Raw genomic sequence first — 25,939 nt, forward strand, 5'->3', positions numbered from 1 at the left:
AACATGAAATCGAAAATCAGTTTTCTCCTTTTGCTTCTCTCTTTAACAGTGAACCTTATGGCACAGATCCCCGCTAATTATGACGAAAGCAAAGTCCCTGACCTGATCTTGCCTGATCCATTTGTCAGCCTTAAGGGAAATCCGATACTGACCGTCGAGGATTGGGAAAATATTCGTAGACCTGAGATTTTGGTTCTTTTTGAAGAAAATGTATATGGACAGATCCCAACCGATTTTGATGATATTTCATTTTCTGAGATGACAAAAAGCCAAAACCCATATCCAAATACAGCCATTCTCAAGGAGGTTGATATAAAAGTTTCTCGTGGAGGAAAAACCCACACCATGCGCTTGAATGTGTTTATCCCCAAAAATGGCAAAGGTCCTTTTCCTGTTTTTTTATTGATCAATTACCAAGCTCCATACGCGGATGGAAAATTGGTGGAGGAAGGTTTTTGGGCGGTTAAGGAATTGGTGGAAAAGGGATACGCGACCGCTTCCTTTCATGTGGAGACGGTGGCACCTGATGATAAAAATAGATTTTCTAAAGGGGTAATTGAAAGGCTGTATCCGGAACAATTGGGCCAAAAAGATGGCATGAGGGCATTGGGTGCTTGGGGTTGGGGAGCGATGCGGGCGATGGACTACTTCGAAAAAGAATCCTTGATCGATGCAAACCGCGCGGTTTTGGTTGGCCATTCAAGATCCGGAAAGGCAGCCCTTTGGGCAAGTGCCAATGATACCCGATGGGCGGTGACGATCCCCAACGAATCCGGATGCGGCGGAGCGGCTTTGTCCAAGAGAAAATTTGGGGAAACAGTCCAAGTCATCAATACGGCATTTCCCCATTGGTTCAATGATAATTTCAAGGCATTCAATGGTAAAGAAGAACTGTTGCCGCTCGACCAACACATGCTGGTTTCCTTGGTCGCGCCACGGGCGATTTATTTTTCCAGTGCAAGGGAAGACCGCTGGGCAGATCCCAAAGGAGAGTACCTTTCGATGAAATTGGGAAGTAGGGTATTTCCTTTTATTTATGGAAAAAAGGTAAGTTTTCCTTTGGACTTTGAGGAGTTGAAAGAGCCTGTTATTCAACCATTCGCAGGTTACCATATCCGTGAAGGCGAACATGATCTCACTCTGGAAGATTGGAAGAGTTACATGGATTTTGTGGAAATGAATTTGGGGAAAAATGATAAGTGAATAGACCATAGTCGATAGTCCATAGTTAGTCAGGGTCTTTGCGCTTTAGCGTGAGAATAAAATCCAGCTTCTGGAGAAGCAGGATAGCGGAAAAAAAAGAGAAGTTAATAGACCATAGTCGACAGTCCATAGTTCCTTAGGTTCTTTGGCTCTTTTCACGAGTCCAATAATCCAGCTTCTGGAGAAGCAGGATAGCGGGAAACCTTCCTTAGTAATTTTTCTTGTTTTTTCCTTTTGCGCCCTTGCGTCTTTGCGTGAGAATAAAATCCAGCTTCTGGAGAAGCAGGATAGCGGGAAACCTTCCTTAGTAATTTTTCTTGTTTTTTCCTTTTGCGTCTTAGCGTCTTTGCGTGAGATAATTTTTTTTTCTTTGTGCCTCTGTGTCTTTGTGGGCTTTTTGTCCTTTTGTGCCTTTGCGTCTTTGCGAGAGATATTTTTATTTTTTCTTTGTGCCTCCGTGTCTTTGTGGGGTTTATATACTTTCTTACTTTGCGTCACTGCGTCTTTGCGTGATCTTTAAAATATGAAAAATCAAAAACACCTTTTCCAGCTCCCTGAGGACATCCATTACCTAAATGGCGCTTACATGTCACCTTTGCTCAGATCAGTGGAAGAAATCGGCATTAAAGCCTTGATCCGAAAAAGAAACCCCACTTCCATCCAACCCAAGGACTTTTTTGAAAATGCCGAGATCCTCAAAAGCAATTTTGGGAAGTTGGTAAACTGTCCGGCAAAGCAAGTCGCCATCATCCCCGCTGCTTCCTATGGATTGAGTACAGCCGTCAACAACCTTCCAAAAGACAACGGAAATACCGCATTGGTGGTGTCTGAGGAATTTCCGAGTGGTTATTATGCGATTGAGAAATGGTGCAGAGACAACCATAAATCCCTCCAAACCATCAAAGCGCCGGAAACCTTAGAGAAAAGAGGGGAAAGATGGAATGCTGCAATCCTCGAAGCCATCAATAAAGAAACCGCTGTAGTTCTCATGTCGACGATCCATTGGACAGATGGGACACTTTTTGACCTTGCCGAAATAGGCCGGAAGTGCAAAGAAAACGACGCCTTCTTCATCCTGGACGGAACTCAGTCTGTTGGCGCTTTGCCGATCGATGTAGAAGCATGTCAAATTGATGCGCTGATCTGCGCGGGGTACAAATGGCTGATGGGGCCATATTCTATCGGTTTGGCGTATTATTCGGAGTATTTTAATAATGGGATTCCATTGGAGGAAACTTGGGTCAACCGAAGCAATGCCCAAAATTTTTCCGGCTTGACCAATTACGTGGATGATTATGCACCAGGTGCAGGGCGATACAATGTCGGCGAATACGGCAACTTTATCCTGCTGCCGATGATGAACGCGGCCATTGAGCAGATTTTGGAATGGAAAACAGACAATATCCAATCTTACTGCGACGTGCTCACCAAACCTTTGATCTCCTATTTGAAGGAAAATGGATTTTGGGTAGAAGAAGACGAATTCCGTGCAAAACACTTGTTTGGGTTTCTGCTGCCTCCAAATATCTCTCAGGAAATCCTGCTCCAAAAGCTGCAGGAAAACAAAATCTACGTCTCAGTCCGGGGCAAAGCCATTCGCTTTTCTGCCCATTTGTACAATACAGAAGAGGATATTGCCGTGCTGATAAGGACTTTGAGGGAGGTTTAGGTTTGGTTAAAATAAATTCCTTGTTTTGATTAAAGAGAAACTGTCTTTGTGACTTTTGTCCGCAAAGTAAAAATAGCTTTTGAAGTATCTTTGTTTCCCAAAACCCCAAGCACCATGAAATACTTTGCCATTTTCCTTTTCGCCCTTACTTTTTTGGGCAGCTGCAATTCAAAAACTTCTGAGAACTCCGAGGTTTCAGGTAAAGTGGAAGAAGTAGATGCGGTTACTTTCAAAAACCTCTTGGCTTCTGGAAATGGGATTGTTTTGGATGTGAGAACTCCTGAGGAAGTGGCACAGGGAATCATTCCTGATGCTTACGTGATCGATATCTACCAAAGTGGATTTGAAGAAAAACTCCAAAGCTTGCCCAAAGACAAGGAAGTATATGTCTATTGCGCAGTGGGAGGCAGAAGCCGTCAAGCAGCTGATGTCCTATTGAACAACGGCTTTACTAAAGTTTACAACCTCAGTGGCGGAATAGTAGATTGGAGAAGAAACGGGTTTGAGGTGGTGAAACCGAATTAAAGAAGCGAGATACGAGATACGAGAGACGAGAAGCAAGAGACGAGAAGCAAGAGATTAGAGCAAGAGATTAGAGCAAGAGCCTGGCAAGATCCTATGGTTGCTTGCCCGGGTTCCATTCAAAAACTCTAGATTAATCCCCTTATTTTTTTCTAACCAAATAACCTCTAACCCAATAACCAAATAACCAACCCCTCAATCCACCCTCTTACTCGTCTTCAGATACGCCATTAGGTCGACGATTTCTTTTTCGGTGAGGTTGGAAAATAAGCCCGGAGGCATCAAAGAAACAGGTGTCACATCTTTGGACTGGATACTGGATTTGTTGATGATGACAGGTTCCTGACCTACCACCCGCAGCGTCAATTGCCTTTGGGTTTCATTGATCACATTGCCGGAGTACGTCCTTCCATCACGGGTATTGATCACGACCATTTTGTAATCATCCTGGATCTCAGCACTTGGTTCCAAGACATTCAGCAGGATATATTCTGTGTCGGCGCGGTTTGAACCCGTCAAATCCGGTCCAATCACACTTCCTTCACCAAACATCTTGTGACAACTTCCACAGGTATTCTGGAAAATTTTCTTTCCGGCTTTCAAATCAGCCGAAGAAAGAGAGGATGGATTAATCATCGCCCTGTATTTTTTATAAGCTGCTTCATCACTTGCAACCTGCTCTATCGGACCCCAAACTTCAATAAAACCACTTCCCACTACACGGAGCAATTGCCTCGCCACACCTGCCGGAACTTCACTTTTGGCAATCCTTTTTTCCTTGATTTCTTTGGTCAACATGCCGCCATAACGTTGCCTGGAAGATAACGTCTGCATGGCCGCGAGTTTTTCCTCTGGATTGAATTTGGAGAAATTGTCGATCAATAATTTACCCAATGCTTCATTGTCAAAAGCAGCAATGGATTTGATTGCTTCAAGTTTCATCGCTGGTTCCTGCAATAGTTTTGGCAACTCGGCCTGAAGCTCTTTTTGTTGCTGGGCGGTCAGCGTTTGAAGGGCTTTTTTCCTTTGATCGATGGGAGCATTTTTGTTTTTGAGCAAAGCAAAAGCCCTTTGTGTGGCCTCCGTATCCCCAAATAGACCGGATATTTCCTGAGCTAGTATCTTCGATTTTCCACTGGATTGTTGGAGTTTGTCCGATACGGTTTTCCAGTTTTGTGGGATTTTCAAGTCTGTACGTCCTTCCATTCCTGCGAACATGCCTGTCAAAAGATGCTCTGTGTTTGACCCGCCTTTCCCTATCAGTGTTACCAATTTTTCCAATTCGTCCTCATCCACAGCCCTTCGGGCAATGTATTGGGTGACCAAGGGGATTATTGAGGAATTGGATAGCGCTAGAAATCTGTCAGGATTCTCCGCCATTAGGGGTTCAATGCTGTACCAAATGAGTTTGGGCAGGTTGTGGTCATTGGCGTCTTCCCCATGTAGGACAAGATTACCAGCGATTTCCCATTTATCCGCTGTTGACATCCTTTGGATAGCAGATGCGAGGTACAAACGGACAACAGGGGAGGGGTCTTCTTTAGCCATTACCCTAAATTTAGAAACCGCCGCTGCAGACGGCTTCATGTCCTCGCAGAGTAATTGGATGGCCCAAGCCCTGACATGTGGGTCTTTGTCTGAGAGCGCTTGGATCAGTTGCTGTTCGGTAAATCCCCCTGTCAGGTGCAGAGACCACATTGCCCGTAATCTCCAATCGGGGTTTTTGTCTTTTTCGAAAATGGCTTTCAATTCCGTAATGGTAGTGGCTTGGAGCTTTCCGTTTACTTTCCTTTTGTGAAGGATTCCCCTTGCACGCCTCGCATGCCAATCACTTGGATTGGTTTGGAGGCTGACCAATTGCTTATCGCTCATTTTATTCAAGTCAGAATACCTGCCTTCGAAGTCTTTCGCAAGAGATTTTTCTGGTGCAATCCTGAATATCCTGCCAGTCTCTTCATTCAAAACTTCCTTTCCACAAATGTCCGCATCATGCCAGTCCAAGGCATAAAGCGCTCCGTCCGGTCCGATTTCCATACTGAATCCAACCCATTGGGCATTGTTTGCAATCATAAACTCATCACCGTGCTTTCCCTGATAGCCTGAACCTTTTGGAACCAAAATGTCCGACAGTACCGCATGTTCATGGATATTGGCCATAAAAATCTTTCCCTGCTCTTCTTTTGGGAAGGCATCGGACTGATAGACCCGCGCTCCGCCATGTGCAGAACGATGGCTGTGGTCAGCGATGGTTTTGATGTCTTCATAGACATAAGGATTGAAATGCTGTCCTCCCTGTCGGTGGTAAATCCCTCCGGGAATCACATGCCACAGGTGAGGAATCACGCAGGCGGTCATTAAAAGCTGCCCTTTGGCATCGTAGTCTATGCCCCAAGGATTGCTAAATCCATGTGCCACGACCTCGAATCGGTCTTTGACAGGATGGTAACGCCACACACCACCGTTGATGTCAACGCCTTCTTTTTCCAATAAGCCTTCAGGAAAGGCATCATTGTGGTAGTAGAGTTTTGCATCACCGTTAGGTTTGCGGATTTTGGAAGGAGTGGCAAATCCCTGCAAACCATACAACCATCCATCCGGTCCCCAATGCAGGCTGTTGAGTGTTTCGTGTCTATCGAGTATTCCCCAACCTGTGAGCAGGATTTCAATTTTGTCCGTATCGGCTTTGTCATCTCCATTTTTGTCAGGGATAAATAGCAAGTTGGGCGGAGCACCTACATAAACGCCGTCAAATCCCACAGCAATGGCTGCAGGAAAGGCCAATCCTTCAATAAAAACCTTTTTGCTGTCCGCGACACCATCGCCATCTGTATCTTCCAAAATCAGAATGCGGCTGTCTCCTGAACTGGAAAAACCATATCCCCGGGATTCATAATCTTTGTTTTCTGCAATCCAAAGCCTACCCCGATCATCCCAGCAAAACGCCATTGGTTGGGTCATCATCGGTTCGGATGCCCATACATTCACCTTAAATCCAGCTTTGACAGTCATCGCTTCCACTGCCTCTTGCGGGCTGAGAAATTTTGCTTCTCTTCCTTCCCTTTGTGCCAAGGCCCAAAGCTCAGTGGTATTGTACATGCCTTCTTTTCCTGAGAATTGCCCCCAAGTTTCAGTCATTTTCACATCATTGAGTTCGCCGGTATAGACGACGAGCTGGTGCTTGAGCGTTTCAATTTTCCCCTTGGGAATCGTCCAATCTCCATCTCGAGTAAATGCAGGCCCCAATCCCAACTGACCATCTACCCGCCATTTGTTAGGGTATCCTCTGTTTTCAGGATGGTCAAAAATCGCAACATTGGCCATGTCCTCACGGCCTTCGACCTGCATGGCCACATTGACCCACATCGATGGTTGGCCTTCAGCACTTTCATTTTTCTGGCGTGCAGCATTCACTATTTCACCTTTGATGCCTTCTTTCCAAGGCATTCTCAAGAATAAACTTCCATAATCGTATTTACCGATCACGATATCTTTGATCGCTTCTCCTTTCCACTCCAGATCCAAAAAGTATTTTCCACCCTCTTCTCTCATACTCCAGTTTTGGGTTTCTTCCATAACTGTTTCTCCAGCTTCATCCAATAGGTGGTAAACGGTCTGCCATTTCACTTCGGTACCTTCCTTTTCGACAATGTTGGAAGCCACTTTTTTCCAATAATCTTCCTGCGGATTGTGGAAATAATCCCGGTCGTTGACTCTTGTAAATCCCCAATACAATCCAGTTTGATGTTTGTGGTGACCGGGACTGTATTCGGTAAGGAGACCTTTGCCGTCAGGTGCTACGATCGGATGGATAAATGGTCTGAAATCATCTTTCGCATTTTGAACCAAAATCGGTTCGTTTTCTTCCTGTCGGAAAATAGAAATGGTTCCTTTTTCAAGATCTTCCTCCAACCTCAATGTCGTTGGTTCGGTAGATTCTGATGGATTGGAAGTTTCAGTAGCATTTTTTTTGCAGCTGATAGAAAAAAGTAAAATAATGATTGCAAGTAAATTTTGGATGGATTGGGTTTTCATGTTGGGTAATCTTTATTGATTTCGAAGGAAAATCCTGCATTTGCAATAGGATGAATTTCAAGTCTTTAATATAAGGATTGTTACCGAAAAACCTTATCTGAAAATTGAAGAAGGGATGGCATGGGTGACAATCAGCATAATATTCAAACTCAAAGTTGTATTTCGATTTTCATTTTTTAGAATTAAATCAAAATCTATAAGGAAATTCCTGTTTCAGCCACTGAAATAAATTCCTGTCTTTGATTATCCTTATTTTTTGTAGCTTGAAATTCCATTTAAAACCATCCACCATGAATAGATTTTATCGCCTTGGGGTATTGCTTTTTTTTATAGCAATACTTCCCCTGAAGGCACAAAAAATCGATGAAGTTTACAACCAAAAAATCAGGGAATTTACTACAGATAAACGTTTTCTTCCCGAATTCCTTTTGGACGTAGTCGATCATCCTACGATTCCATCTCCACTCAAGCATTTTGGTCATATCATCGGTGCCGAAGGTCATGTTCACCGCTCGGCCGAGATCTACGGTTATTACCAAAAACTCGCTGATACCTCCCCGCTTGTGCATATGCAGGAGATGGGAAAAACCGAGGAAGGCAGGCCTTTTTACCTGATCGTCATCGGCAATGAGGATGCAATCAAGCGCCTTGACCATTACAAAATCCAGTTGGCAAAATTAGCGGATCCCCGAAAAACAAGCCCTGAACAGGCAGAGACCATCATTTTGGACAGCAAGCCTGTGTATTATGTCAGTGGCGGCATGCATGCCACCGAGATGGGTTCACCCGAAGCACTGATGGAACTCGCGTACAGATTGGCAACTTCCCAATCTTCCGATATCAAAGATATCCGTGACAACGTGATCACTGTCATCAACCCCATTTCTGAACCTGATGGCTTGGATAAGCAGGTCGATTGGTATTATCGCTATTCCAAAGGCAGAAAAGAATTTGATGATGGGTTCCCAAGATCTTCTCCTTATTGGGCCAAATATGTCTTCCATGACAATAACAGGGACGGTTTGCAGGTTTCACAGGAAATCACCAAATCCATCTTCAAGGGCTTTTTTGAGTTCCATCCTACAGTGATGCTTGACTTGCATGAGTCGGTTCCCTTGCTATACATTTCTACAGGAACAGGTCCTTACAACGATTTTGTGGATCCAATTACTGTCAGCGAGTGGCAGATCATGGCTAACCATGATGTGGCAAAAGTAGCCTCTGAAGGATTGCCTGGTGCGTTTACCTGGGCATTTTATGACGGTTGGTGGCCGGGTTATGGCATTTGGGTAGCGAACAACCACAATTCCAACGGCCGCTTTTATGAAACTTATGGCAATGCCGGGGCAGATACTTACCTGAGAGATTTGAGCAATGCGAGATTTGCCGGAGATCTTGTCACGTCCAAAGAATGGTACCGTCCTGATCCTGCCACAGGAAAGGTTTATTGGTCATTTAGAAATAATATCAACTATACCATGACCGGGGTCATCGCATCCCTGTCCTATGCCGCCAATAATGGTAAAATGCTGCTGCAGAATTTTTATAAAAAAGGATATAACAGTGTCGAAAAGGGGAAAACTGAAGGTGCAAAAGCTTTCACCATTGCCAAGGACCAACGTGATCCTGCCATGGTGGCTTACCTTGCGAAGCAGCTGATGCTTCAGGGTATCGAAGTCCATGAGTCAGATAGTAATTACGTGGTATTGTCAGAACAACCGTATAGAAATCTTGCAGTGTCTCTTTTGACCCCGCAGGCATATCCCAAAGACGCCAAATATCCTCCTTATGATGCGATCGCTTGGACTTTGCCTTACCTCTATGGCGTAAAGGTAGTATCCAAAGACAGCATTGATTTTGATATTTCTTCACTCAAGCTGCTTGCAGAAAATCCAAAATATATAGGTAAAGTCGATGGTCAGGGAAGTAGCTATTTATTGGAATACAAGGCACAAAATACCGTGCTTCCGGCCTTGTATGCCGTCAAAGCTGCCAATAAAAATGCTGAAATCAACATTCTGCCCAAGCAGACTGTTGTTAATGGAGATACCATTTCGGCAGGAGCCATTTTGATCAAAAAAATCAATGCAGACCTAGCCAAAAAATTAGCTTCGGATTTTGGATTGGACCTGAAAGCAGGAGGTGCCAATGTCTCTGCGGCGGATCAGCAGGCTGTCAAATTGCCGAAAGTGGCCATCTATCATACTTGGTACAATACCCAAGATGAAGGTTGGTCGAGGTACACTTTCGAAGAAAGAGGTATTCCTTACACTTCTATTGACAAAGACGATTTGAAAGCCGGCAATCTGAAAACCCGTTTTGACGTCATTTTGGTACCAAGGGTAAATGGAAATGCCAAACGTTTTATGCATGGAGTGGATAAGAAATTTGGACCGATGCCCTTTACCAAAACTGCAGAGTTTCCATCCCACGGCTTTCCTGATGCGACGACAGATATGACCGGCGGCCCCGGATTTTTGGGAGTAGACAATTTGAAAAAGTTTGCTGAAGAAGGTGGATTGCTTATCACTCTGGACAATACGAGCACCATCATGTCAGAGCTTGGTATCATTTCCGATTTGACTCCTGCCGATCAGGGTGCGTTATTCCATCCCGGTTCTATCGTCAATGCCAAAGCAAGGAATACAGGCCATCCGGTAATGTATGGGTATCCTGAAACATTCTCCATTTTTCGTGGAAATGGGCCTTTGCTACAAACTGATAAGTATAACCGTAACCTGATGCTCGTGCAATACGGAGGTAAACCATTGAAAGATGAACTGGAATTTGAAGGTCCGATTATGGGGATGCCTGATAAGCCCAAAGTGGAGAAACCTGCCAAGCCCGAAGGGAAAGATGCTCCTTATGTGGTTGCCGGTATGGTCAGAAATGAAGATAAAATCATCGGTCACGGTGCTGTCTTTAATGTTCCCGTCGGAAAAGGAAACGTACTTGCCTTTACTTTCGATCCGCTCCACCGGTACCTCAACCATGCCGATGCCCCGATGGTGTGGAATGCCATCATCAATTGGGACAGGATGAGATAGCTATAATACATCTTGAATTGAATCCCGCAGAAGTTTTAAACGATGGAGAATTTACTTTCTCATGGTTTTCTACTTTCTGCGGGATTTTTGTGTTCTGGGAATCTTTGGTCTAGCATTTGGATAAAGTTTGAAAGATGGGATTCCTTTTTCACTTCAAATCCAAAGAATGTGTAATGTTTTCCATTCTGAAATTCTTTAAATTGAACAATTCTAACTAACCAAAACATGAAAGCATTAGGAATAATTTTAGCAATTATCGGAGCAATTGGAACTCTTATGTTTGGAATACAGGCAATGCAGGATTCAGAGAGTTTCAAGTTGTTTGGGATGGATATCGCAGTAAGTACCGCCAATTGGACTCCTGTGATTATCAGCGTAGCCCTGTTGATTATTGGAGTGATCATGTCGAGAGGCAAGAATTAAAGTTTTTGGTAGAACCCCATGGTAATTATTTGGGGTTCTATTGTTTTGAGAACATTATAAAGACCCAGAAAGGGTCACATATTTATAGAAAATCATTGGATAAAATGTTGCCCGACCGGGAACCGGTCGAATGATTTTCGATACGAATATTTTTATTCGACCCCTTCAGGGTCGGGGGTTCCGACCGGTTTTTTTCCAATTATAAATATTTCATCCCTTTGGGATGGGAGAGACGCCCGTATACCCCGATAAAGCTTTTTTATGGGCTCCTATTTCGACCCGGAACGAATCACATATTTATAGAAAATCATTGAATCAAATGTTGCCCGACCTGGAACCGGTCGAATGATTTTGGTATGAATCATTTCTCCATCCCTTTTAGATGGGAATTTCAATTATTTAAACGTTTAATATCGTCTTCAAATTTTGAAATCATTTCCCTTTTGGAGAACTTAATCCTTCTGATCATTTTACTCAATAACCTTCACCATGCCGGGTACCTTTTCGCAATTATATATCCATGTTGTCTTTGCTGTTAGGGGGAGAAAAAGTCTTATTCTTTCAAACTGGGAGGATGAGTTATACAAATACGTTACAGGAATTATTCAGAACAAAGATCAAAAACTCTTGGCAATCAATGGAATGCCTGACCATATTCATATTTTAATAGGAATGAAGCCCAATTGTTGTCTTTCAGATTTGGTGAGAGAAGTGAAAAAATCCTCTAATAATTTCATTAAAGAAAGAAAATTTACCAGGCAGAAATTTGAATGGCAAGATGGATATGGCGCTTTTTCACATGGTCAACGGTCTTTGGACAATGTGATCCAATACATTATGAATCAAAAAGAACGTCACAAAACCCAGACGTTTCGGGATGAGTATGTTGCCTTTCTCAAGAAATTTCAAATTGAATATAAGGAGGAATATCTCTTTGAATGGATAATTTGATCATTGAGAGAATAATCGATTTTTTAACTTATCTACTTATTAATGGATATTATAATTTATCATCTTATTAGATGATATTTTGATTTATCGATTATTTAATCGATATTTAGACATGCTTGCAATAATTACTGGAGATATCATTGATTCAAGAAAGGTGGCTAATCAACAGGATTGGCTGCTTCCGTTGGAATCTTTGCTCAACTCATGGGGTCAAAAGAATGACACTTGGGAGATTTTTAGAGGGGACAGCTTTCAAGTTGAAGTTGCTGACCCTTTGGACGCCCTCCATAAATCGATCCTCATCAAAGCCACCTTGAAATCTATCAAATCCCCAGATCAGAAGAAAAGGAACGCTCCAATTGATGTAAGGATGTCCATCGGTATAGGTGAAAAGGAACAGGATTCTGACAGCATCGGAACAAGAATGGGTTCTGCCTATCTCAATTCAGGAGAGGCTTTTGAACTCTTGCGGAGCAAAAACCAAAACCTGATGGTAAAAAGCCCATGGTTGGACTTTGACAAGGAAATGAACCTGATGCTCAAACTGGCGCTGATCGTCATGGACAATTGGTCAGGAAATTCGGGTGAAATTATGAAAATTGCTTTGGAAAAGCCGCATTTGAAACAGGCTGAAATAGGGGAGATTCTGGGAATCGAACAGAACTCGGTAAGTGCACGATTCCAAAGAGCGTATTATTCCGAAATGCTGGAACTCAATGATTTATATAAAGAAAAGCTAGAAAGGTTGTTGCCATGATCATATTTATAAAAATACTGCTTGCGCATATCCTAGGTGATTTTTTGCTTCAGCCAAAATCATGGGTTACTGAAAAGGAAGCCAAAAAATGGGCCTCTCCAAAGCTGTATCTCCACGTTTTGATCCATGGGGTCCTTATACTTTTGTTGGTATGGGATTTCCAGTATTGGGCTTTGGCGCTGACAGTGACGGTTACCCATTTTCTGATTGACCTCGCCAAACTTTCCTTTCAAAATAAAAGCACCAAGACATCCTGGTTTATCGTAGACCAACTGCTCCATATTCTGGTTTTGGTTGGCGTATCCTTGGTTTGGTTTTATCCGGACACATCATGGTTTTGGATTTTTGAATCCGTCGGTTTTTGGACTATACTCGCAGCGGTTTGTTTTCTGAGTTTTGGTGTATCGGTGATTATGAATGTTTTGCTTGAACCTTGGTCATTAAAAATCTTTGATAAAGCAAATGACTCACTGTCCAATGCCGGAAAATACATCGGGATTTTGGAAAGACTTTTCGTGTTTGTTTTCATCCTAACAGACCATTGGGAGGGAGTCGGATTTTTGATCACCGCCAAATCCGTCTTCAGGTTTGGGGATCTTAAGGAATCCAAAGACCGAAAATTGACTGAATATATCCTGATAGGAACATTGATGAGCTTTGGTATGGCAATTTTGACAGCCTTGGCTACCTTGTACCTTATAAAAACCTTCTGACTATGAACCGACGGCCCTTTCTTAAAAAATTAACTTTGGTTACTTCAGGGGTAACGGCATTGCCTTTTATGACCTTTGGAAAAATGCATTTTCCTAAAAGTAGCAAACTCAAATTTATCATTGCATCCGACGGACATTATGGACAGCCCAAAACAGATTTTGAGGGATTCCATAAGCAATTGATCGAGGCGGTCAACAGCGAGAAAGAGGTGGATTTCGTGGTTTTCAATGGAGATTTGATACACGATGAACCTGCTTTGATGCCCAAAGTAAAAGCAGTCTATGACAAATTGAACGTTCCATATTTCCCAGTCAAAGGAAATCATGATCGGATTTCAGAGAAAGATTGGGAAGTGATTTGGGGAATTCCCGCTGATTTTGCATTTACAACCAAAGAGAATTTCGGGATTATTTTGGCCAATAGTTCCAATCAGGCAGGGGAATACCTTTGTGTGGATACAGAATTTTTGAAATCAAAACTGGAGGAATTCAAATCTCTTTCCCACGTATTTATCTTTATCCATATTTCCCAAAATGACTGGACTAGGCATGGTGTTTCCTGCGAGGAGGTTTTGGAATTGATAGGGGCTTATCCCAATGTCAAAGCCATCTTCCATGGACATGACCACGACGTGGACGGAATCATGCTGAACAGAAAGAAGCCCTATCTTTGGTCGGGACATTTTGGAGGAAGTTGGGGTTCACCATTTCCGGGTTATAGAGTATGTGAGGTCGGGGAAGACGGAAAAGTCGTCACTTACCTCAAAGCCATGGCAGACGGGATGATTCTGAGCGGACATACGCTTTGATTTACTTTCCAAAAATCCAAAATAGGGAACATTCACCTGTCGTTTTTTCAATATTTTATTGACTTGTCCCAATTATCGCCAATATCTAAGAGGGATTTTTTCATTTTTTCAAACCAATAATTTTCCTCCCTTAACAGTTACACAGACATTGGAAAAAGAAATGTTTAACTTCAATGGGGGTTGGGATACTTTCGTACCAACTCGCTCTATTCCCCCAAAATTCCATGAAGAAAGCCATCCTGATGGTCTTTATTTGCTTCGGTATCGCCTCTGTTTCTTTTTCCCAAAAAATCAATGATGCATACCGGCTGAATATCCACAAAACCGTCGATCCGATAGTGATTGACGGGAAATTGGATGAGCAATCATGGACAGATGCGGAAGTGGCAACAGATTTTTTTATGATTACACCTATGGACACAAGCTTCGCTGAAGTCCGGACGGATGTCAGGATGGCCTATGACGACAAGCATCTCTATTTGATTGTGGTGAATTACCATGCGCTCGAGGGCCCATACATGGTAGAATCCCTCAGAAGGGATTTCAGTTTTGGTAAAAATGACAACTTCCTGCTCTTTATGGATCCCTTTGATGATCAGATCAACGGGTTTTCTTTTGGTGCCAATGCCGCCGGGGCACAATGGGACGGCATCATGTACGATGGCGGTAAGGTCGACCTGAGTTGGGACAATAAGTGGGAGTCAAAAGTCACAAATTATGATGACAGATGGGTTTTTGAAGCTTCTATTCCTTTCAAATCCATCCGATACAAATCAGGAATCAAGGAATGGGGCATCAATTTCAGCCGTCTTGACCTGAAGACCACCGAAAAATCGGGTTGGGCACCAGTCCCACGTCAGTTTCCTTCAGCTTCTTTGGCCTACACGGGCATTCTTGTTTGGGACAATCCACCGCCTGCAGCCGGCCCTAATATTTCTGTGATTCCATATGGGTTGGGAGGTCTTTCCCAAAACCGAAAGGAAGGAGAGGATCCGGTTTATAGGAGTTCTTTTGGAATGGATGCCAAAATCGGTCTGGGTTCGGCCCTCAATCTTGACTTGACCGTCAATCCGGATTTTTCCCAAGTGGAGGTGGATAAGCAAGTGACCAATCTGGATAGATTCGAACTCTTTTTCCCGGAAAGGAGGCAGTTTTTTCTCGAAAATGGAGACCTTTTTGCCAACTTCGGATATGAGACCATCCGGCCTTTTTTCTCCAGAAGAATAGGTCTGAAAGCTCCTATCCAAGCAGGTGCAAGACTCAGCGGGAAATTAAACAAGGATTGGAGGATAGGCGCGATGACCATGCAGACAGGTCAAGTGGAGGAGGAAAACCTTGATGCTCAGAATTTTTCGGTCCTTACTTTACAGAGAAGAGTGCTTGCACGGTCCAACTTGAGCGCCATTGTGGTGACACGGCAAGCAGGTATGTTTACTCCTCCATTGCCGGAAGATTCTGTTTCAACGTCTGAATTCGACCGGAATGTAGGATTAGAATTCAATTATGCCTCTTCCAACAATTTATGGACGGGAAAGGCCTTCGTATTGAAATCATTCAACCCATTGAAACCTGGCAACGGACTCGTCTATGCAGCCAATCTCCGATACACCAGCGGAAACCTTTATTGGAATGTGCAGCATGAATATGTCTCTGAAAATTATACCGCTGAGGTGGGTTATGTTCCAAGAACAGGCTTCTACAAAATAAATCCACTGGTCGGATACCTGTTTTTTCCGGAAAGTAAAAAAATCCTCAGCCATGGTCCTGAATTCAGTACCAAATCATTTTTTGACACCAAAATGAACCAGACCGACAATGAAACCTATGTGTCCTACAAAGTGAGGTTCAGGACTCAAAGCGTCTTTACCACATGGTTTGCGCATGATTATATCAAGCTTCTGAAGCCTTTTGATCCGACAAACTCTTCCGGAGATACTTTGGCCGCGGGATCGGAGCACCGATGGTTTGCTTGGGGGACGGAATTCACTTCCAAGCCCCAAAGTATATTTACCTATGCCTTAGCCACGAGGGTAGGAGGGTACTATGCTGAGGGAAACAGGTACAATATCAGTGGAGAATTGGGATACAGGTTCCAGCCTTATTTCAGTCTGACGATGAATGCCAATTACAACGAAATCCATCTCATAGAACCATGGGGAATCACTTCTTTTTGGCTCGTGGGTCCGAGATTTGACCTGACGCTCACCAACAAGTTCTTCATCACGGCCTTTGTTCAATACAATGAACAGGTGGACAACATCAACCTGAACACAAGGGTCCAATGGAGATTCAAGCCAGCCTCGGATATATTTCTCGTATTTACCGATAATTACCTTCCTGCGCCGTTCTTCGCCAAAGACAGATCGGTTGTCCTGAAATTTACCTATTGGTGGAATATTTAATTAAATTTGCATCGCCAAATAAAAAAAGCTTTCCGAATGCTACAGAAGGTCTTCAAATCAGTAATCCTTTCATGGCTAATCCTAATGATTTTTTGTCTGTTTGGAGCAATTCCGGATCATGGTCCTGAGCATCAGATAATCTTACCTTTGGTCATGATTCCTTTTGCAGGTGGGCTTTCGGGTTTTGTCTCCCATCTTTTGGACAGGTCCAAATCAAATCTTAGTCTGCAGCCCAATTTTCTAAAAATCCTAAAAGTATTTGTTTTCGTGGTTTTGGTAGGGATTTCCTTTGTTTTGGGATTAAACCGTCCTTATTGAGTATTGGATTAATAGTTAAGTTTTAAGTACGTTATTTCCCACACATCCTTCGTCTGTCCTGCTAAGGGAACAATAGTCAGGCTCTTGTGAAAAGGCTGCTTAAATTTTTGTGGTAAAGTGGTAGAGGCTTATTATATTTAAAGCTAAACCTGACATATACCTTGCCCAAACTCGAACGACTTAAGTTTTTTTTGAGAAACTCCCGCCGGATACTTACGCCCGAGCGGTTTGCTTTGGCTTCTGTCTGGGTGCAGCTGATCGCTATTTTCCTTACAAGTGCCTTCATTATCATAGCCCTTTCTCCCTTTTTAGGAAGTCTTCAGTTGAGCTATAAAATTTTTGCAGACCCGGCTTATTTTTATGAAACCACAGGTCCTATACAAATGGTAGCAGGGCTGATCCAGGTATTGTTGGGAATGATTTTATTTTCATTCATCATTTCCGTTTTGTCAGCTGCCTTGATCAAATTGATTGATAATATCAAGAGTGGATCATTGCCCTATAAAGGTACCGGGCATACTATATTTATTAACTATAATATAAAATTACCACTGATCCTTGATCAGTTTAATCTGAGAGCCAAGGACAAAGGAACCATGGAGAATGTGGTGCTCCTCTTTTCTGATAGCGATGTGGTAAATTCTTTCCGGTCCCTTTTGGATAAAGAAAGATGGAACAACCTGGATATTTTTATTAGGCAGGGGGATGTATTGGCTTTCAAAACATATGATAGGCTGTCGATTTCAAATGCTACCGGAATTGTAATCCTTCTACCTGACAAGGAGGACGATCTCTTTGCTGCTGATAATTTCAACTTGAAAATACTCACTACCCTGACAAATAACCATGCGTTTTTTCAGCATTTGTCCGACAGGCAGGGTTCAAGACATCCTGTAAAGTGCTCTATTGAATTGTCCAACAATAAGGATAGTAGAGATATCGCATTAGAACTTACCTCTCTTGGCGCGGGAGCCCTGTTTGCGGTTATCACACCCGGCGACGTTATAGGCAGTATTCTGGCAAGGGCAAAAGTCGATGTGGTCTACTATAAAGCTTTCTTTGAAATTTTGTCTTTTGATGGGTCTACCATCCATTTTATCGACCCAAAAAGATTTTTGGATAAAGGTGACTTGGGTGGTGTTTTATTCGAGCAATTGCTGTTCAGTTTTGAAGGAGGGACTTTATTGGGCTTTTCCGGGATCAATAAGGACGGTGGTTTTGAGATGAATCTATGCCCTTTTGGGAAATCACTCAAATCTTCTGATTGGTTGCTTTTTCTTACCAAAAACATCAAAGATCTCCATTACAAGCCACTTTCCGCCCCTCTTAATTTGGTCAAAAATGAAGCGATCATCCCTCCAAAAGAAGCAGCAAGTAAAAAAATATGTGTGGTAGGCAATGAATGGCCTTTGGGTAATATTGATGATTTTATGGACGTGTCAAGTTTGGCCTCGTTAAAGGAGTCCCATTTTGTGTTTGAGGAAACTTCGGAATATTTTAATCCTACTTTTCTTAAAAGTCTCCATGAAGTGGACTATGATAATATCATTATTAACCTGGATGACGAACAGGGTTTTAGATTGACAATGTTGTTGGTTTCCAAAAATCGAAATGACAGTCTGTTCATGACCAAGATTGTCACCATTTTAGGAGATCCTGTTACCGAACAATTGCTCCACACAAATGTTTTAAAAAGTAACACAGTACTTTCCCATAAACTTGCAGCTAGGTATATTGCCCAGATTTCCTTCCAAAAAAACCTCGATAGGTTATTCACAGAGCTTGCCTTTGCAGAAGGAGTGGAGTTCAACCTCCTCGAAGTGGGCAATCACATTCCGGCTAATCTTCTCGGGGATTTGAATGTGCTCAAAATGATGTTGGCTGCCCATAAAATGGTCTACATCGGGACGGTTGACAAAGAGAAAAACGTGTATTTGGAGGCGACGACTTTTTCCGAAACCCAACAGATTTTGGTTTTAAGTTTTGGTGAAATCGGGAAATGACGGTGTTTCGATAAGATGAAGTAGCTTTTTCTGCAAACCTCACTTTGGACAGTTACAATACATTCAAACGCATATTGTTTTCCCAAATTTGCCTTCAAGCCAATAAACCATAACTTTGCTCTATGGAAAACGAAGACAGTCTCAATGCTCCCGATAAACAAATCAATAACCCACTTCATGGTGTTCGCCTTGCCGATATCCTGGATTATCTGGTAAAAAAACATGGTTGGGAATACCTTGGTGACAGGTTCAGTTTCAGGTGTTTTACCCATGACCCCTCTGTCAATTCAAGCCTTAAATTTTTGCGAAAGACAGATTGGGCAAGAAAAAAAGTAGAAGAATTTTACGTCAAATCCGTAGAAAGAGAAAGACGCGGATAGGCAGGAAGAATATTCTGGGTAACAAGTATTAGATAGTCAGGTGTAATCATTGGAGTTTTTAAAAAAAAATATAAAATATTTTTTTGGCTGGAGAGAGAAAAAATCAACCTGTATTTAGGCATAAAATGCATATTCCTCTGACTGATTTACAATAATAGGTTGACGTAAAAATCCCGAAGTCAGGGTGTCAATTTTTAGGCTATTTTTCAGGAAATCAGGTCACTGCAGGAGTTTGTATTTAGATTTTTTTGTCCCATATTAGATTCGAATTAGAGACTTGATCACCCAATGAACAATGGTTTCTTTTCGGTTTTGTAATTGAAATATTGTTTAATCCCCACCCAATTTGTTATGAAAAACAGAACAAAATTTATTAAAGCAAACATCTATGCATTGTTTGCTGTGTTGTCAATCCTGACATTCTATGATATGGTAGGAATAGAAATCGGAAATTCTGTTTCCTCCATTCTTCCCAACGCATTTTTGTTGTTTGCCCCCCAACTTGGTTTTGTTTGGTATTATTGGAGGTCTTACAGCGTGAAAAACAAGAAAGTGTCAGTCTAACTGTACTTTTTTGTAATTAAAAGAAATTGGATTTAGTAACAGTACAGATTTTTGGTTTTTTTGGTAATGACCCTTGGTGGTTCATTTGTTTTAAGTAAAGGTTAAATGTTCAGCATTCTGGTCTGGGGATTTTTGAAGGATTAAACTTCAGGAATCCCCGGTTTTTTTAGCCATGTCTTCTGAATCCTGTTATAAATTGCCCTCTGAATTTTGCCGAAGGTTTCGCTTTTGATACTAGATAAAAATGAATAAGGCAGGTCTATCAGGCCTGCCTTATTTGATGAATAGCTCTAACAAAATTTTATTTGATCAATGTCAACAACAAATAACCAATTACAATTTTGATCCAATTTCTTTATTTTATCTTTATCAGAAGCCCTTTTGTAACATATTGTAAATAATCTGTTTACAAATTTTTTCTTTTACCAATAAGCTTTGAAATTATCCTGTTTGCATTTGAAAGTGTGAAAGATCCTGATTTTAAATCCTAACCTCACTTTTCGTGGGATAAGGGAATCAGTTTTGGGCTGAGGTCAGGATCTGGCATCTCCCTGTCAAAAGGGAACATCGGCCTATTGATCCGCTTAAATTCCATCCTTTCCAAATCCTGGTCTACACCTCCCGGAGTAAGTGCCATGATCCAATCTCCCCTCATGTCATAAAGTTCGGGAACCAAATAGCCAATTTTCACCACCACCACATCAGTTTGCCTTGGGTCCAAACCAAGCCTGGTAAAGTCTGATTCCAAATGATAGGGCTTTCGCTTTTTGGTCACTATCACAGAGACACTCCCGACTTTGACGACCGCTTCAGAGATGGCATGCTGATCACCATGGACAATGGAAGTCACCTTGCCAGAAAGAAAAACCGGTGGGGAAAAACGGGCATCCACCTTGGCACCGGCATATCCTTCTACCTTGCCACCAACTCCGGCAGCTACTGCTTTGTCAATAAACTCCGGCCCGGGAATGGAGGCATAGATGAGAGAAGGTCCATCCTCGGATTTGAATTCAGGCCGCATCAAGATTTCATTCAAGGTCCAAGTGACATCACCGGCACCTCCTGCTGTGGGATTATCTCCCATATCGCTGATGATGTAGGGTCGCTTATCGCTGCTTACCGCTTTGTCAAGGCTTTCTTTCAAAGTAGCTGTCGGGGCAATAAAATCAAACTCATGCCGGACATCCCAAAAGCTCTTGGCAAGATCGCCTGCTGTTTGCTTTACCAATTCCCCATCATCACCGGTCACCATGACGTAAGCTTGATTCCTCGGTTCATCCGCCCAAGCATAGCCAATCCAAATTCCCGCATCTGTGACTCCTTCCTGATCTGCCGCAGGGGCTACTTTAGCATAAAGACTCTTGGCAGGGTCGATCCTCGTACTCGTTTTTTCACCAGGCAACAAAATCGGTACAGCCACCCAAGCCTTGTAGGTAGGTTTTCCCAATCCTTTTTCTAAGCGCTCCAGAAGATTATCCACAGTCCTTTTTTTTGATTCCATGGCATCCTCATGTGGTGCCAATCGGTAGCAGGTAATCAGATCTGTATGCTTTGCCAACCTTGATGAGACGCTTCCATGAAGGTCCATAGAAGTGGAAATCACCGTTTCGGTGCCAATTACTTCCCTGATCCTCATGATAAGATCGCCTTCAGGATCATCCAAACCCACCACACTCATGGCGCCGTGGATATCAAAAAATAGTCCGTCATAAGGAGCATTTTTCCGCAAGGAATCCAACATCTCGGTGACCAATGATTCATATGTTTCGCGTGTGACTGCTCCTCCCGGTAAAGCCCTCGCATAAAGTGCCGGTAGCCAAACAGCACGTTTGCGGTTGGCTGAATCAGGGGAGAAAAATGGGTACAAATTGAAAATTTCCTCGCCCCGACTGACCTTGAAAGCATCGATTTCGCTGACAGCCGGTGAAAATGTACTTGACTCAATGGCGATTCCGGCAATGCCGATCCGCGGCAAATCATCAGGATTGGGTTTTTGGCTGCATCCAATCACGAGGATAAGGAGGATTATGAAAATTGGGAGACTTGACTTTATTTGGTTCATGGTGGAAAAGGAAGGTTTGCGTTGTATAGAGTTACTATAATACTAAAAAATATCACAAGAGAAGGGACCGCTGCTACAAATTTGGGATCAGGAAAAATTCAATTGGATCAAACACCTTTTTATTTAGTAGAGTTTGTAATTCAAATTGCCGGGGATTATCTTTCGATTAGGGGGATTGGTTAGAAAGCCAATTGCATCCCGACAATTGTCGTGGATGGGAAAGATAAAAGGGTGGAATTACAAATTCACTCGGGCGAAGTATCCATCGCTAAACTACACCTAGTTGGTGTGGAATCACAAATTTGACCCAGTAGTAGGATTAGGCGTTTGACTACCCCAAGAAAGGGTTTTTAGAAGCAATATTAAAATGGTATTGAAGAATTAAAATGATACGGATGGACTGCATGATGACAAGGGATGAAATAAAGGATTTTTTTTTAAGTGTAGCTTTTGAACATGGGATGGCATTAACCAAAGGAGACTTCAAAAAGGCAAATAAGCTTCATAAAAAGATTCAGGCCTTATACATTAAAGCAAGGGAATGTAATCAGGTGGACTTATTTAGCGAGTTGTTAGGTGAATCCGATGAAAATGTTAGGCTTTGGGCAGCTACTTTTTCACTTAAAGTTTTTCCAGATACAGCGGAAAAAGCATTGAAGAATTTATCAAATTCAACCTCTATTACAGGGTTGTCAGCAAAAACTACATTGGATTTATGGAAACAAGGAAATTTAAATTTGCTGTGAGTTCTCAACCTTTCCTGTTTTTGGTGTAAACCCAATTCCTTACTTTGCCTTTATGCTCCCAAAAACCAAAAACTTCTTTTTTCCTTACCCCGAGCGGCGGTGCATGGAGATTTGTTTAAATAGAAAAATCATTGTAGCACCTTGCACGGGGCTATTATTATTTCGCCCGCTTCGGGGCTTTTGGTGGAATGCGACCCATGAATAGAATTTGCAATGGTTTTCTATTCAGAAATCTTATGCTTTAGGAAGATCTTCTATTGGAACATCTGTGGGGAGGAAGCGCAATTCCGGGCCGGCGGTGGCCTTGTGTGGGGAAGGATTATTGCGCTAGATTTTTTTGGTTACTTTTTGTATCATGACAAAAAGTGACAAGAGAAAAGATCATCAAAATGTGGCGAAGTAATTGAAAAAGAGAAAGAGGAAAATTCAAATTGAATTAACATTTCAACCTTCCCTGTTTTTGGTGTAAACCCAATTCCTTACTTTGCCTTTATGCTCCCAAAAACCAAAAACTTCTATTTTCCTTACCCAAAGCTGCGGTGCATGGAGTGAGGTGTGAGAATAAAATTCAGTGAAGCACCTTGCACGGGGCTAGTATAATTTCGCTCCGCCGCGGCGGACTGTTTGTCGAAGTTGGTTTGAGAAAGCCCGGGAATCAGGTTTTTTCTGACCCTTTTTTCATTCTTTATTGAAAGGCCCAACCCACAAATACCCCATAATTTGGTTTAAAATTCTTTTCGGGACCGTATTGGTCCAAATTGGCTCCCAAACCAAAATTGAGTGCATTCATTTTCAATCCGGCCCTTAGCTGGAGAAAACTCCTTGCATGGAGGTTGTCCCGCGTGCTGTGGATATACAGGAACTGAACCCTGGTATATAAATTGGTTTTGGGACTTAAGGAAGGCTTGTATTCATAGATTCCAAAAAGTTCTACGTTCCTTTTTGAATGAAGGAAAACCGAAGCAACCGTCACCGCCACCCATTCTTTATTGGCAAAGGAATGCTGAGCGCCCAATAGAGGAGCAAAACCGACAGCATTATTGATTGAAGTTCCTCCGACTAGTCCAAATCCTTTGTAAATATTATAGTTGATCAATACAGGCATTGCCAAGTCCAAGTCCTCTTTGTTATTGTCATAGCTTGCCGAAAATGAGGACACACTCAAAAAACCAAATTTACTCTCAGCTGAAAACTTTCTCTTGACCACCATTTGAAAAAACATCCTGTTGTTTCCAACCATAAATTCCACAGGGGTGGGAACTTTGGGAGGAAATTCCTGGGACATTGCAGAATGGGACATTCCTGCCCAAAGGAGAGCAATGAAAACACAGGATAAGTGGTAGCCGGGTCTATTTTTCAAACTTCGCATAATTTTCAATTAATTTTTATGCAAAGCTCCGCAAACAGAAACAGGAAAAAGTTGCTCTATGTCAACGTTTTGACTTTTAGAGATTGGCTTTCAGTCGGCTCAAAGTATATTGGGTAATTCCCAGGTAGCTTGCGATTACTTTATTGGATAGCCTATTGAAAATACGCGGCTGCTGTTTCAGTAGCCATTTCAAGCGTCCCAAGCTATCGCTTCCCTGCAAGTCATAAATTCTTTTTTGGGTCGTGATATAGGCCGATTCAAGGATATTTCGGTAGATTTTGTTGACAGCCGGTTCATTTTCTACCAAGTAGAAAAAGTCATCTTTGGTTATCGTAAGCACAACGGACTTTTCCAGGCTTTGGATGTATTCGATAGAGGGATCTCCGGTGATCAAACTTGTAAAGGAAGTGCCGAATTTTCCTTCAAAGGCAATATATCTTGTATTTTCCAGTCCTTCCTTGTTTACCGAAAATAAGCGCAGGCATCCCGAGAGGACAAAATAATTGAACCTGCAAACCTCTCCCTCGCGGAGTAAAAATTCATTTTTTTTGACTGTTTTCTCCTTAAAGTAAGGAGACAAAGCTTCGAGTTTTTCTTCGTCGATTTGAGTTAAGTCCCGAAAGTAAGATTTTAGAATAGGATGCATATTCCAAATTAATGGATTTAGTTTAAAATCAATAAGTTGATCGGAGTTTTGCTAAAAAAAAAAAATTTTGGGCAAAAAGGATTATAAAGAAGTTCAAATTGAATTGATCAGTCAACCTTCCCCAAAGTCTCAAACGCAAAAAGCCCGGCATCAGCCAGGCTTTTAAGTGCAGAGGAGGAGGGATTCGAACCCCCGGTACCTCACGGTACAACGGTTTTCAAGACCGCCGCGATCGACCACTCTGCCACTCCTCTATTATTTTCTTTAATTTGTGGTTTTTAAGACCGCCGTCCTGATAGCTATCGGGAAGCACTCTGCCACTCCTCTATTTGTGTGTAAAACGGATTGGTCGTTTACGGATTGCAAATGTATGCCTTAACTTTGAATTTGCAAACCCCACCATTCCAAAAAGCCTTTGTTAAATGCTAATCTCCTGATTTTCTGATTTATTATTTTCAGGTTTAAGCCACTTCTTTCTTTTGTACATCCATTAACACAATAACCAATAACCAATAACCATTATCCATTAACTCAATCTTAATTCCTCATCTCCTCAATACCTCAATGATTTTCTCCAAATCCTCGCTGATGGTAATGATCCCGATCACCGGTTCATCTCTTCGGCCCGATTCGGTAATGAGTAGCGCTTCTGCCGGATGGGGGTTGCCAAGGCTTTCAACAAAATATTCCCGGGCCGTTACAAAATCCGTATCCTTCTTGATGATTCTGTAATTTTTGAGTTTGAGGGTACGGGTGATGATGTCTTTGACGTATGAATCTTTGAATAGCTTCAGCGGTTCTGAAGTTTTGGTCAATTCAGCCATCCACCTTGCAATGGCTTCAAAGTTGATCAAACCTAAAATAAACCCGTCCTGAATGATAGGTGCCTGACAAAAATCTTTTTCTACAAGGGTCTGAAGGACGGTTACCAGACTGTCCTCAGGGGAAACAGAATAAACAGTTGTCAAAAAATGTTGGGATACCAAAGGGGGATTCATGAGGATGGCTGATATTTTTTCGATTTCCACGACTACATCTTCCCTCGGATCCGCTACAGGCTTTCCCTGCTTTCTTTCGGAATGAATAATGGCATTGCGGAGATTCCCAAACAACCTTAGCTGATCTCTATATTGCCTGATGATGAGGTTGGTCTCGCTCATGTCATCGATCAAGTTGAAGTAACTCACAAAGTTCCTCGCCTCTAAATTTCTCCTTAGAAAATTCTCGATGGCATTGAAGGCTTCCAAAAACCTGTCTGCATTGCTCATTTCCATAAAAATCTTATTTTGATATTACAATCACCATTCTCTTAATCAGGACATC

20 protein-coding genes and 1 tRNA gene are annotated in these 25,939 nt (G+C 42.3%); 15 read left to right on the top strand and 6 right to left on the bottom strand.

Annotated features, from left to right (window positions below; all coding sequences use genetic code 11):
• Positions 1-3: 3 nt before the first annotated feature.
• The 3 genes from MMU05_RS09915 to MMU05_RS09925 all read left to right on the top strand — a co-directional run bounded on the left by MMU05_RS09915 (position 4) and on the right by MMU05_RS09925 (position 3,397).
• Entirely contained in the window at positions 4-1,203 is a 1,200-nt protein-coding gene (locus tag MMU05_RS09915) for an alpha/beta hydrolase family protein (protein ID WP_241141519.1), read from the top strand.
• A gap of 523 nt (positions 1,204-1,726) precedes the next feature.
• Positions 1,727-2,872, top strand: coding sequence for an aminotransferase class V-fold PLP-dependent enzyme (locus MMU05_RS09920; protein WP_241141520.1), 1,146 nt, complete (start codon positions 1,727-1,729; stop codon positions 2,870-2,872).
• Positions 2,873-2,986: 114 nt separating this feature from the next.
• A complete protein-coding gene (locus MMU05_RS09925; RefSeq protein WP_241141521.1) occupies positions 2,987-3,397 on the top strand; it encodes a rhodanese-like domain-containing protein in 411 nt (136 codons plus the stop codon).
• Between the two features lie 192 nt (positions 3,398-3,589).
• Here MMU05_RS09925 and MMU05_RS09930 read toward each other — a convergent pair whose 3' ends face one another.
• Entirely contained in the window at positions 3,590-7,426 is a 3,837-nt protein-coding gene (locus MMU05_RS09930; protein ID WP_241141522.1) for a PVC-type heme-binding CxxCH protein, read from the bottom strand.
• Positions 7,427-7,716: 290 nt separating this feature from the next.
• On the opposite strand from MMU05_RS09930, the gene MMU05_RS09935 reads away from it, so the two are divergent.
• The 11 genes from MMU05_RS09935 (at position 7,717) to MMU05_RS09985 (ending at position 19,793) form a co-directional block, all read left to right on the top strand.
• Positions 7,717-10,473: a M14 family zinc carboxypeptidase gene (locus MMU05_RS09935; protein ID WP_241141523.1), complete on the top strand. Its 2,757-nt coding sequence runs from the start codon at positions 7,717-7,719 to the stop codon at positions 10,471-10,473.
• A 225-nt stretch (positions 10,474-10,698) separates the two neighbouring features.
• Positions 10,699-10,896 carry a hypothetical protein gene (locus MMU05_RS09940; protein WP_241141524.1) on the top strand — a complete coding sequence of 66 codons (198 nt, stop codon included), beginning with the start codon at positions 10,699-10,701 and terminating at the stop codon, positions 10,894-10,896.
• A gap of 489 nt (positions 10,897-11,385) precedes the next feature.
• The gene (tnpA, locus tag MMU05_RS09945) at positions 11,386-11,847 is read left to right on the top strand and encodes an IS200/IS605 family transposase (protein ID WP_241141525.1); all 462 of its coding nucleotides are present in this window, start codon (positions 11,386-11,388) and stop codon (positions 11,845-11,847) included.
• Positions 11,848-11,959: 112 nt separating this feature from the next.
• Positions 11,960-12,604: a SatD family protein gene (locus MMU05_RS09950; RefSeq protein ID WP_241141526.1), complete on the top strand. Its 645-nt coding sequence runs from the start codon at positions 11,960-11,962 to the stop codon at positions 12,602-12,604.
• Complete coding sequence (locus tag MMU05_RS09955) at positions 12,601-13,317, top strand: DUF3307 domain-containing protein (RefSeq protein WP_241141527.1); 717 nt, start codon at positions 12,601-12,603, stop codon at positions 13,315-13,317. The genes MMU05_RS09950 and MMU05_RS09955 overlap by 4 nt, the downstream gene beginning before the upstream one ends.
• A gap of 2 nt (positions 13,318-13,319) precedes the next feature.
• Positions 13,320-14,126: a metallophosphoesterase family protein gene (locus MMU05_RS09960; RefSeq protein WP_241141528.1), complete on the top strand. Its 807-nt coding sequence runs from the start codon at positions 13,320-13,322 to the stop codon at positions 14,124-14,126.
• 224 nt (positions 14,127-14,350) lie between these two features.
• On the top strand, positions 14,351-16,528 hold the full coding sequence (locus tag MMU05_RS09965) for a DUF5916 domain-containing protein (RefSeq protein ID WP_241141529.1): 2,178 nt from the start codon (positions 14,351-14,353) through the stop codon (positions 16,526-16,528).
• A gap of 36 nt (positions 16,529-16,564) precedes the next feature.
• Complete coding sequence (locus MMU05_RS09970; RefSeq protein ID WP_241141530.1) at positions 16,565-16,846, top strand: hypothetical protein; 282 nt, start codon at positions 16,565-16,567, stop codon at positions 16,844-16,846.
• Between the two features lie 161 nt (positions 16,847-17,007).
• A complete protein-coding gene (locus MMU05_RS09975; RefSeq protein WP_241141531.1) occupies positions 17,008-18,849 on the top strand; it encodes a hypothetical protein in 1,842 nt (613 codons plus the stop codon).
• Between the two features lie 122 nt (positions 18,850-18,971).
• Positions 18,972-19,229, top strand: a complete 258-nt coding sequence (locus MMU05_RS09980) for a VF530 family protein (protein WP_241141532.1) — start codon at positions 18,972-18,974, stop codon at positions 19,227-19,229.
• 351 nt (positions 19,230-19,580) lie between these two features.
• Positions 19,581-19,793, top strand: a complete 213-nt coding sequence (locus MMU05_RS09985) for a hypothetical protein (protein WP_241141533.1) — start codon at positions 19,581-19,583, stop codon at positions 19,791-19,793.
• A gap of 493 nt (positions 19,794-20,286) precedes the next feature.
• Here MMU05_RS09985 and MMU05_RS09990 read toward each other — a convergent pair whose 3' ends face one another.
• Complete coding sequence (locus tag MMU05_RS09990; protein WP_241141534.1) at positions 20,287-21,855, bottom strand: M81 family metallopeptidase; 1,569 nt, start codon at positions 21,853-21,855, stop codon at positions 20,287-20,289.
• Positions 21,856-22,250: 395 nt separating this feature from the next.
• Here MMU05_RS09990 and MMU05_RS09995 point away from each other — a divergent pair, with 395 nt between their 5' ends.
• Positions 22,251-22,601, top strand: a complete 351-nt coding sequence (locus MMU05_RS09995) for a DUF2019 domain-containing protein (RefSeq protein ID WP_241141535.1) — start codon at positions 22,251-22,253, stop codon at positions 22,599-22,601.
• Positions 22,602-23,286: 685 nt separating this feature from the next.
• Here MMU05_RS09995 and MMU05_RS10000 read toward each other — a convergent pair.
• The 4 genes from MMU05_RS10000 to MMU05_RS10015 all read right to left on the bottom strand — a co-directional run bounded on the left by MMU05_RS10000 (position 23,287) and on the right by MMU05_RS10015 (position 25,890).
• Positions 23,287-23,961, bottom strand: coding sequence for a hypothetical protein (locus tag MMU05_RS10000; RefSeq protein WP_418884466.1), 675 nt, complete (start codon positions 23,959-23,961; stop codon positions 23,287-23,289).
• An 85-nt stretch (positions 23,962-24,046) separates the two neighbouring features.
• On the bottom strand, positions 24,047-24,616 hold the full coding sequence (locus MMU05_RS10005; RefSeq protein WP_241141537.1) for a Crp/Fnr family transcriptional regulator: 570 nt from the start codon (positions 24,614-24,616) through the stop codon (positions 24,047-24,049).
• Between the two features lie 169 nt (positions 24,617-24,785).
• A tRNA-Ser gene (locus MMU05_RS10010) sits at positions 24,786-24,870 on the bottom strand.
• Between the two features lie 291 nt (positions 24,871-25,161).
• Positions 25,162-25,890, bottom strand: a complete 729-nt coding sequence (locus tag MMU05_RS10015; RefSeq protein WP_241141538.1) for a CBS domain-containing protein — start codon at positions 25,888-25,890, stop codon at positions 25,162-25,164.
• Between the last annotated feature and the right edge of the window lie 49 nt (positions 25,891-25,939).

Origin of the sequence: Cognataquiflexum rubidum, assembly GCF_022538115.1 — a bacterium.
GTDB classification, from domain to species: Bacteria; Bacteroidota; Bacteroidia; order Cytophagales; family Cyclobacteriaceae; genus Cognataquiflexum; species Cognataquiflexum rubidum.